The sequence below is a fragment of the Pediococcus damnosus genome, from assembly GCF_001437255.1.
GTDB lineage: Bacteria > Bacillota > Bacilli > Lactobacillales > Lactobacillaceae > Pediococcus > Pediococcus damnosus.
The window spans coordinates 1-9,121 of sequence record NZ_JQBD01000077.1; the positions used below are offsets into that span (position 1 = coordinate 1).

The window sequence follows — 9,121 nt, forward strand, 5'->3', positions numbered from 1 at the left end:
CACCAATACCAGAAAGTGTAGACCCTTTTTTTATTACTTTGTGGACTAGGCAAAAGCGTAAATTATGTGTAGAACAAATATGAATGACATAGGAGGAGAATAACGTGGTATTAGGTACAAGTTCAACCGCTAGTATTATTGTAAACACAATTCTAATTATTTTGATTGCTGCTTATTTGGTGTATCAAGGATACATTGTTTGGAAACGAAATAAAGTAGCAAAAATGCTTGATGAAGATGATTTTCGTGAGGGAATGCACAAAGGTCAAATCATCGATTTAAGAGAAAAAAAGGATTTTGATGCAGGACATATTTTGGGTGCTCGTAGTATCCCATATGCAACTTTAAAAACTCGTTTTCAAGAAGTCCGTCCTGATTTACCGGTTTATATTTATGACCAAGGGCGCAGTTTAAGTTCACGAGCAGCTTTGTTTCTTGCTAAAAAAGGATATAAAGAACTCTTTATTCTTCACTACGGTTTCCAACGTTGGAATGGAAAAACTAAAAAAAAGAAGTTAATTAAATCGAGGTAAGGAAGTGTTGAGGTGAAATCCTTGGGCTGTCTTTATCTTTTTTTTAACAGTATTTTCTGTTAATCTAAAGCCATAATAAAAAGGACTGCAATAAGGCAGCCCCTGTACAGATAATTATGAAAATTAACCATTATGTGCTGAACGTTGCTTGCGCATTGCACGTTTACGATTTTCAGCAGCACGATTTTCTTGATCTTCAATGGGTTGAACGATTACTTTGTGGAAGGTATAGAGGATAGCAGCGCCAGCCCCTACAACTGAAAAACTACCAACGATAAATCCTTTAGCAAAATTTTTCATTTTTGAAACCCCTTTCTATCTTTAATTATCTTTATTATGACTTTTTTTGACCAAAATATCCAGTAAATTACATGAATGGGAATGATTTTATGTTAACAAAGATTATTGCTCATCGTGGCAGTAAGGGAGTTCGTCCAGAAAATACCCTTGTATCGTTCGAAAAAGCCATTGATGAGGGCGCTGATGGGATTGAGACGGATGTCCACATGTCTAAGGATGGTCACTTGATCATTATGCATGATGAGACGGTAGATCGAACAACAGATGGGACCGGTCGTATTTTTGATAAGACACTTGCAGAATTAAAACAATTAGATGCAGGTAGCTATTTTGGATATGAATATTTGGGAACTCGAATTCCCACTTTGAATGAAGTTGTTCAATTTTTAATCAAAAAGAACTTTACTGGTTTATTTAATTTGGAACTCAAGACTGATAAAATTCAATATCCAGGTATTGAAGAAAAAGTTTCGAACTATATGAGCCAACAAGAAGTTCCTTTTCAAATTGTTTATTCTAGTTTTCACCCACAATCATTAGTTAAGATGCACGCTTTGAATCCTAATATTGAATTTGCAAGTTTATTTAAGGTTCAAACCAAATTTGCTCGTAAATTTTATCGGAGTCGGTTAGTGAAAGATTGGCACCCTGACATTCGTTGGGTAAGGGCTCATCGTTTTTTCCTACCTCATGTACAATTACGGCCGTGGACTGTAAACAGTACGGACGATATGCGTTATTGTTTTAAGCGTCGTTTTGATGGCATTATAACCGATTATCCGGGGCGAGCTAGTATCATTCGGAGATCAATTCAAGGTGGATAAAATGGAAAAAGTATTAGCAATTATTGGACCTACTGCGGTTGGGAAAACAAGCTTATCGTTGGATGTGGCAAATCGATTCAATGGAGAAATTATCTCCGGTGATTCTATGCAGGTATATCGACATTTAGATATTGGCACGGCTAAAATTTTACCAGCTGAACAAAATGGCATAAAACATCATTTGATTGATATTCGTGACTGTGACCAGCGATTTTCTGTATCTGATTTTAAACAGAATGCGGCAGAACAAATTACTCAGATTGCGGCAAGAGGTCATTTACCGATCATTGTGGGTGGAACGGGGTTTTATTTACAAGCTCTGCTTCAAAATTTATCACTCGGTAGCGACACCTATGAACCAAACGAAAGTGTACGTAATAAGTGGCATGCGTTTGCACAAGCCCATTCACAGGCTGAACTATGGGAGCAACTGAAGCGAGTTGATCCTAAGGCTGCTGAAGGGATTCCTCCTAATAACGAGGTACGAGTAGTAAGGGCACTAGAAGTTTTTGAAAAAACTGGCCACCGTTTTTCGGATCAGCAAGATGTTAAAAAAAGTCCCTATAATGCACTTTTAATTGGATTAAATACAGAACGAAGACTATTGTATCAACGGATCAATCAACGAGTTGATCTGATGGTAAAGGCGGGTTTAGAGAACGAAGCCAATCAGCTTTATAAACTGGGTGGTGTAAATTTACCGGCTGGAAAAGGAATTGGTTATCGAGAATGGTATCCGTATTTTGAAAACCAAATTTCTAAAGATGAAGTTATTGAAAAAATAAAACAAAATTCACGACACTATGCAAAACGACAATTGACTTGGTTTCGAAACAAGATGCAAGTGAATTGGTTTGATCTGGTTCAACATCCAGAAGAAAAAACGCAATTAATTGCCAAAATAAAAAAATGGAATGGAGACCAGTAGGTATGAAGTGGACAGATGGTTTGGATAAGAAACTTGTAACTTGGGTTAATGAAGTCGATAAACAAATTGCTCCTAAATTACATGAGATTGATGAACAAGTTCTTTTTAATCAAAAAAAAGTTCTCGATGCGTTTCGTAAAGAAAAAGTTTCTGAAGAGGAATTAAATGGATCAACGGGATATGGCTATGATGATAGCGGTCGGGATGCATTAGATGCCGTTTATGCAGATGTTTTTAAAACAGAGGATGCCATGGTTCGTCCACAAATAATATCTGGTACACATGCCATCAGTACCGCGCTATGGGGAATGCTTAGACCGGGTGATAAATTACTATATGCAACCGGAATGCCATATGACACGGTTCAAGAGGTAATCGGAATAACTGGTGAGCCTAATGCTGGATCTTTGAAGGACTTTCAAATAAAATTTGATTATGCTGAGCTAAATGAAAAAGGTCAGTTTTCTGAAAAAAATGTACGTGAGAAACTCACCGATGATGTGAAAGTTGTTGCCATTCAACGGTCACGTGGATATGCCACTCGAGAAAGTTTCACCGTCTCTCAAATTGCCGAAATGATTCGCTTTATAAAAGGACTTAAGCCGAATGTAAAAATATTTATTGATAATTGCTACGGTGAATTTTCTGAAATTAGTGAACCAACAGAGTTTGGAGCTGATGTCATGGCTGGCTCACTTATTAAAAATGCTGGTGGTGGTTTGGCCAAAACGGGTGGCTATATTGTGGGCAAAAAAACATTGATCACGCAAATTGGTAACCGGCTTACAACTCCTGGTTCTGGTAAAGATGAGGGAGCTACGTTGAATACTTTAGCAGATATGTTTCAAGGATTTTTTCAGGCTCCCCATGTTACAGGTGAAGCAATTAAGGGTGCAATTTATGAAAGTGCCCTTTTGGAAAAATGTGGGTTGGATGTTAGTCCAAAGTGGGATGCACCACGGACTGATCTGATTCAAACCGTTAATTTTGGGAATCCTGATTCTATGATTAAATTTGCCGAGGCGGTTCAACACTATTCACCTATTAATTCCTATGTGGATCCAGTACCAAGTGAGATGGGTGGCTATGATGATAAGATTATTATGGCTGCAGGAACCTTTGTTCAAGGAGCTAGTGTTGAATTCTCAGCTGATGGCCCATTACGCAAGCCGTACACGCTTTATATACAGGGTGGACTCACATATGCTCATGTTAAAATTGCAACTACTGAGGCCGTTTCTCAGCTATTCTTTTAGAATGTGATCTCATGTCATAAAACGTGACATGAACCGTTGACTTTAAATTCTTTCATTGATAAACTGTACTTGTTTTTGAATGAGGAGGGTTGTCATGAAAGAAAAAGAACTTCAGCGATCGCGAGCAGTTTTACCAATTGGTACAATTATGAAACTGACTGAATTGACAGCGCGCCAAATTCGTTATTATGAGGCTCAGAGTTTAATTTTACCAGTTCGTAGTGAAAGTAATCGACGATTGTATTCGCTAAACGATATTGATCGTTTACTTGAAATTAAAGATTATTTGACCGAAGGATTTAATATGGCTGAAATTAAGCGTGTTTATGAAAAACAGGCCAGTCGGCGTCAACAGGAGCATCGAAAACTGACTAAACCAGTGTCTGATGCTGACTTGCTAGATGCGTTACACAATGAGTTTTTGACAGTTGGTGGACTCAAACATGATGGCGGAGCTTTTTCCAATTGATAATCAGTCCCGAAAATAAGAATAGGAGCGATACAGATGGCAAAGCGACAATATACCAAAGATGAGATTCACAAGATGGCAAAAGAAGAAAATGTCCGTTTCTTAAGACTAATGTTCACCGATTTATTTGGAACAATCAAGAATGTGGAAGTGCCTGTTAGTCAGTTAGACAAATTACTTGATAATAAGCTGATGTTTGATGGATCTTCAATTGACGGATTTGTGCGCATTGAAGAAAGTGATATGTATCTTTATCCTGATCTTTCAACATGGATGGTTTTCCCATGGGGTAATGAACATGGAAAAATTGCTCGAGTGATTTGTGAAGTTTATACACCTGATGGAAAGCCTTTTGAAGGCGATCCGCGAAATAATCTAATTAGGTTGCTTAAAGAAATGCGTGAAGCTGGATTTACTGACTTTAACATTGGACCAGAGCCCGAATTCTTCTTGTTCAAATTAGATCCCGCAACAGGCAAACCAACAACTAACTTAAATGATAAGGGTAGTTACTTTGATTTAGCACCAATGGATCTTGGCGAAAATTGTCGTCGTGATATTGTTCTTGAACTTGAAAATATGGGCTTTGATGTTGAGGCTTCTCATCATGAAGTGGCACCAGGACAACATGAAATTGATTTTAAGTATGCTGATGCATTGGCAGCGGCCGATAATATTCAGACCTTTAAATTGGTTGTTAAAACAGTGGCTCGTAAGTATAAATTGCATGCGACATTTATGCCGAAACCTTTGGACGGCATTAATGGTTCTGGAATGCATCTTAATATGTCATTATTCCATGATAAGGGAAATGCTTTTTACGATGAGAACAATGACTTACAGTTATCTCAAGAAGCATATTGGTTCCTTGGTGGTCTGTTGAAACATGCTCGAAACTTTACTGCTATTTGTGATCCACTTGTGAACTCATACAAACGATTAGTTCCTGGATTTGAAGCTCCAGTTTATGTAGCTTGGTCTGCAAGTAATCGTTCACCATTGATTCGAGTTCCAAGTAGTCGTGGACTTTCTACTCGTTTGGAGTTGCGAAGTGTAGATCCTTCCGCAAATCCATATTTGGCAATTGCGGCAGTCTTAGAGGCAGGTCTTGATGGAATTCGAAATAAAATTGATCCACCAAAGTCAATTGATCGCAATATTTACCGAATGAATGAAAAAGAACGTAAAAATAATAATATTATTGATTTACCTTCAACTTTGCATAATGCTTTGAAGGCTCTTGAAACTGATGAAGTTATGGAAAAAGCGCTTGGCTCACATATTTATCAAAGCTTCCTTGAAGCAAAGAAATTAGAATGGGCTTCTTATCGTCAACAAGTTACTCAATGGGAACGTGATCAATACCTTGAGCAATACTAAATCACAAAATTAAATTAAAATGATCAACTGATCAATACCGTTATGACACGATAGATTAGTTGGTTATTTTTTTCTAAAAAAAAGGACAAATTATTTAAAAGATTTCAAAGAATTTCCAAAGTGGGCATGTATTTTAAGCGATTTCTGTTAAACTTTAATTATGATAGGAAAAATTCTTTGTTGATTAGCTAATTATTTGGTACATTAGAGGTAATCAATAATGTAAGGTGAACTTACAAAATAGGAGCGATATACAATGAGTGATGAAAAAAATACTACGGAATCTCAAGAACAACCAAATGCACGGTTGAAGCAAAGCCTTTCAGGGAAGATTGCTTTTTTAAATGCGTTACAGACGGCCGTTGATCAGCAAGATGATCGATTAATCTATGAATTGTTGGATCCAGAGCGGTATCATACAGAGGTTTCTAGCGCAAACGATTCGATTAAATCGGGTTATTTTAATTTGGTCGAAGATGTCCGAAGTCAAATTGGTCATTATTTGAGTTATCAATTGATTGATTATTTGGCGAAAATCTATCCATTCTTTTATTATCGGGAAGTTTCTGAAGGAGAATTTAAGATTCTGTTTGGGAACTGGTGGGATCGTCGTGAATTTGGTTTCTTAGATGTTTTGAATCTTGAATTTCAGTTTGACAAAGATGAATATCAGAAACTTCAGGGAACCTTCGAATTAGATGCTAATAATAAGCATTTAAATACCGAAAACATTGCTAAAATTTCAGAAGAAAATAAACAATTACAAGATTTAGTGGCCAATCAAGATCAGCGTGATCAGCGCAAAGCTCAGCTACGTGATCAACTTCAAGATACTAGTTCAAATAGTTCTTTTTGGGAGAGCGGTAAGGTCAAAGAGGAGCGTCAGGCTGTTAAAGACGAACTTACTAAATTAACAGACGAGGATCAAAAAGCTACAGACGCACGAGACACGATGAAGCGTAATGAAGATCAAATTTTAGCGTTATCTAAAGAAGACACAATCTTAAGTTATGAAAAACAGGCTGTTAAACAGGCATTCGGAAGTTTTGAGGCTTTTACCAGCCATTCCAAGAAGCTGTATGCAGACTATTTGATGAATTTGATTGGAAAGGACAAGGTGAGTGCTGATGAGTAATGAATCTTTGAATCCTTCAAGTTTAACAACCAATGGACGTTTGGTAGCCTATAGCGATTCTTTAAAGACTGGTCTTCAGCATGGAATTGAGTTTACAAAATTATTTGATCAGTTAACCGATACTAAAGATGCGAATGAACTGTTAGAAGCATCCACTGCGCTTTTTGATTTTCAGATGGATACTGAGTATGTCGTTTATCCACACAAATATAATGCGAATGATTACTATTTGATTTTTATGAGTCGTCTTCTTGAATTACATAGCGACAAGGATGCCGTTTTGCACTCACGTGAGGATAATTTGAAGGCAGATACTTTATATCAAACATTTCCTAATATTGATGATAAAGAGGAATTTCATTTTGAACAACGGGCTAATCAAGATGGTGCCTTTTATGTTGAACAAAATAGTCATCAGGTGATCTTTTCATTAAATCTTGAAGAAAAAACGATGTATTTTAATTCAGATACAATCACAAAACTTTTTATTACAGAGTGGAGTGACAAATCTGATAAAGATGAAGTTACAAATGCCGTTGATTTGTTCATTCAGTTCGGAAAATATTTGGTTTCAGATTTTGATTTTAGCGTGGACTTTAATATGCTTGATGCATCAAATGATAAAAAGTATATTTTGGCTAATACAAATCTGTCGGAACAGATTATGGATAAACTGTTTGTAGCAACTGCAGATAATAATTTGATGCTCCAAAATATGGATGCAGCTCAAGGTGCATTTTTAGAGCTTGGGAACAATATTGTCTTTAGCTTATACAAAGAAACGACTGAGGATGGCACTGGACGTTGGGTAATTACAGTTCATGATCCAGAAGAGCAGTATTCATTATTTGAAATCTTTAATCAGTTTAGCTTTTTAAAGAAATGGTTCCTTGATAATATTGATGAGCTTCAAATTGGTTCTAAAATGGTTTAGAGTGGGTGAAATAATTGATCGATATTCCAAAAATGATGCAATCGTCTATTCAGTTAGATCGGAGTATTGCGGATGAAAAGCATTTAACATTAAGTCAGGATGCACGAATTAAAAATACTTTATTATCATTAGATGTCGAGCTTTCTGAAGTGGCCAATACTTCTGAATGGTTTAAAGTTTGGAAAGATCATAAAGGCAAACACGATGATGGTAAAACAGTTCGTGAAACACTCTTGATTGAGTATGTAGATGCCATTGATTTTTTCTTGTTGTTTGCAAGCGAAAAACAATGGGTAGAAAATGTTGATTTGACTGAAGAGCAATTTGATAAATTAGCAGATAAATCGGATAAACTAGATTTAACTCAAACGTATTTGGCGATTAAATCGATGTTGTTTAGCAGTTATGTGAGCAATCGTCCAGATAATTATCGACACGCATGGCATTTATATTTAAAATTAGGAATGGCAGGTTTTGGTTTTACTGCAGAAGAAATTGAAAAAGCCTTCTATGAGAAAAACAAGATTAATTATAAAAGGCAAGAAAAAGGCTATTAAAGATTTTAGAATAAAAAAGGATCGAAATAAAGGTTAGTTGTCAATAATTAGCACGGGTTACTAGTTCCTTGTTGAACTAGTAACTATAAACAAATTATTGAACTGTCAGCTTTTATTTCGATCCTTTTTTATTTTAAGAAAATAAAAATCAGGTTACTTACGAATACTTTTTAAATCTTTATTTTTCGACTGCGTTTTTGATTGCGGAAACAAAGAATCCCAATCATTTATTACTTGAACGCCAATAGCAAAAATAAAAATAACAAGAATGATCATCAATGGTCCCATATGCATGCCTCCAATTGAATTTTACATTCTCATTATGTCTTTGTTACAGGAATATTTCAAATAATATGCTCATTTATCGTGTATAGTCAAAATTTTGACCGAAATAATCACTTTAAATTTTGTGCTTGTATAAATTATTTAGGCGTGTAGAATTAAGGATTGTTGTGGGGATGCACAACCGTCTTTCTTAATCCCCTCCTAAGAAGTTTAAGAAAGTAAGAGGCTTACCGATTAATTCCAGTGAGCCTCCTTTTTATTTATAATAAGAATATGTAAAATTAATTGCTTGGGATGTGCGCGGTGACGCAAATGGTGGTTAAGGCAGATAAAACTTACCCCTGTTTAGTAGAAAAATAGATTCAATTGAACTTATAGCTTGTATAAATTATTCCAGACGAGTATTATGAAATAGCAATGTAGGGATACATGACAATCTTTCTTGGACCCCTCCGAAGAGTTTGAGAAAGTAAAAGCCTCACTAATTAATTTTAGTGGGTCTCTGTCAAATCGTATTGGT

11 protein-coding genes are annotated in these 9,121 nt (G+C 36.0%); 9 read left to right on the forward strand and 2 right to left on the reverse strand.

What is annotated here, in order from left to right:
* The first annotated feature begins 104 nt into the window (after positions 1–104).
* Positions 105–533 (forward strand): rhodanese-like domain-containing protein, encoded by a 429-nt coding sequence (locus IV84_RS08440; protein WP_056986413.1) that lies wholly within the window; start codon positions 105–107, stop codon positions 531–533.
* Between the two features lie 123 nt (positions 534–656).
* Here IV84_RS08440 and IV84_RS10750 read toward each other — a convergent pair whose 3' ends face one another.
* Positions 657–833 carry a DUF3042 family protein gene (locus IV84_RS10750; RefSeq protein ID WP_080945533.1) on the reverse strand — a complete coding sequence of 59 codons (177 nt, stop codon included), beginning with the start codon at positions 831–833 and terminating at the stop codon, positions 657–659.
* Positions 834–922: 89 nt separating this feature from the next.
* Between IV84_RS10750 and IV84_RS08445 the strand changes: the two genes are divergently transcribed.
* The 8 genes from IV84_RS08445 to IV84_RS08480 all read left to right on the forward strand — a co-directional run bounded on the left by IV84_RS08445 (position 923) and on the right by IV84_RS08480 (position 8,316).
* On the forward strand, positions 923–1,657 hold the full coding sequence (locus tag IV84_RS08445; protein ID WP_046871652.1) for a glycerophosphodiester phosphodiesterase: 735 nt from the start codon (positions 923–925) through the stop codon (positions 1,655–1,657).
* Position 1,658: 1 nt separating this feature from the next.
* Positions 1,659–2,585 (forward strand): tRNA (adenosine(37)-N6)-dimethylallyltransferase MiaA, encoded by a 927-nt coding sequence (gene miaA / locus IV84_RS08450; protein WP_046871653.1) that lies wholly within the window; start codon positions 1,659–1,661, stop codon positions 2,583–2,585.
* A gap of 2 nt (positions 2,586–2,587) precedes the next feature.
* Complete coding sequence (locus IV84_RS08455; protein ID WP_046871654.1) at positions 2,588–3,841, forward strand: methionine gamma-lyase family protein; 1,254 nt, start codon at positions 2,588–2,590, stop codon at positions 3,839–3,841.
* A 94-nt stretch (positions 3,842–3,935) separates the two neighbouring features.
* Positions 3,936–4,310 carry a MerR family transcriptional regulator gene (locus IV84_RS08460; RefSeq protein WP_046871655.1) on the forward strand — a complete coding sequence of 125 codons (375 nt, stop codon included), beginning with the start codon at positions 3,936–3,938 and terminating at the stop codon, positions 4,308–4,310.
* A gap of 36 nt (positions 4,311–4,346) precedes the next feature.
* The gene (gene glnA / locus IV84_RS08465; RefSeq protein WP_046871656.1) at positions 4,347–5,690 is read left to right on the forward strand and encodes a type I glutamate--ammonia ligase; all 1,344 of its coding nucleotides are present in this window, start codon (positions 4,347–4,349) and stop codon (positions 5,688–5,690) included.
* A gap of 256 nt (positions 5,691–5,946) precedes the next feature.
* Positions 5,947–6,825 carry a hypothetical protein gene (locus tag IV84_RS08470; protein ID WP_046871657.1) on the forward strand — a complete coding sequence of 293 codons (879 nt, stop codon included), beginning with the start codon at positions 5,947–5,949 and terminating at the stop codon, positions 6,823–6,825.
* Positions 6,818–7,759, forward strand: coding sequence for a hypothetical protein (locus IV84_RS08475; protein WP_056986415.1), 942 nt, complete (start codon positions 6,818–6,820; stop codon positions 7,757–7,759). Before IV84_RS08470 ends, IV84_RS08475 begins: the two co-directional genes overlap by 8 nt.
* A 14-nt stretch (positions 7,760–7,773) precedes the next feature.
* Complete coding sequence (locus IV84_RS08480; RefSeq protein WP_331244673.1) at positions 7,774–8,316, forward strand: dUTP diphosphatase; 543 nt, start codon at positions 7,774–7,776, stop codon at positions 8,314–8,316.
* Positions 8,317–8,469: 153 nt separating this feature from the next.
* Here the strand turns inward: IV84_RS08480 and IV84_RS11335 are convergent, their stop codons facing one another.
* Positions 8,470–8,604, reverse strand: a complete 135-nt coding sequence (locus IV84_RS11335; RefSeq protein WP_257722205.1) for a hypothetical protein — start codon at positions 8,602–8,604, stop codon at positions 8,470–8,472.
* Positions 8,605–9,121 lie beyond the last annotated feature (517 nt).

Excerpts from the sequence above, each read along its gene's own strand:
- IV84_RS10750 (WP_080945533.1), bottom strand. The coding sequence starts at position 833 with ATGAAAAATTTTGCTAAAGGATTTATCGTTGGTAGTTTTTCAGTTGTA.
- IV84_RS08445 (WP_046871652.1), top strand. The coding sequence starts at position 923 with ATGTTAACAAAGATTATTGCTCATCGTGGCAGTAAGGGAGTTCGTCCA.
- miaA (WP_046871653.1), top strand. The coding sequence starts at position 1,659 with ATGGAAAAAGTATTAGCAATTATTGGACCTACTGCGGTTGGGAAAACA.
- IV84_RS08455 (WP_046871654.1), top strand. The coding sequence starts at position 2,588 with ATGAAGTGGACAGATGGTTTGGATAAGAAACTTGTAACTTGGGTTAAT.
- IV84_RS08460 (WP_046871655.1), top strand. The coding sequence starts at position 3,936 with ATGAAAGAAAAAGAACTTCAGCGATCGCGAGCAGTTTTACCAATTGGT.
- glnA (WP_046871656.1), top strand. The coding sequence starts at position 4,347 with ATGGCAAAGCGACAATATACCAAAGATGAGATTCACAAGATGGCAAAA.
- IV84_RS08470 (WP_046871657.1), top strand. The coding sequence starts at position 5,947 with ATGAGTGATGAAAAAAATACTACGGAATCTCAAGAACAACCAAATGCA.
- IV84_RS08475 (WP_056986415.1), top strand. The coding sequence starts at position 6,818 with ATGAGTAATGAATCTTTGAATCCTTCAAGTTTAACAACCAATGGACGT.
- IV84_RS11335 (WP_257722205.1), bottom strand. The coding sequence starts at position 8,604 with ATGGGACCATTGATGATCATTCTTGTTATTTTTATTTTTGCTATTGGC.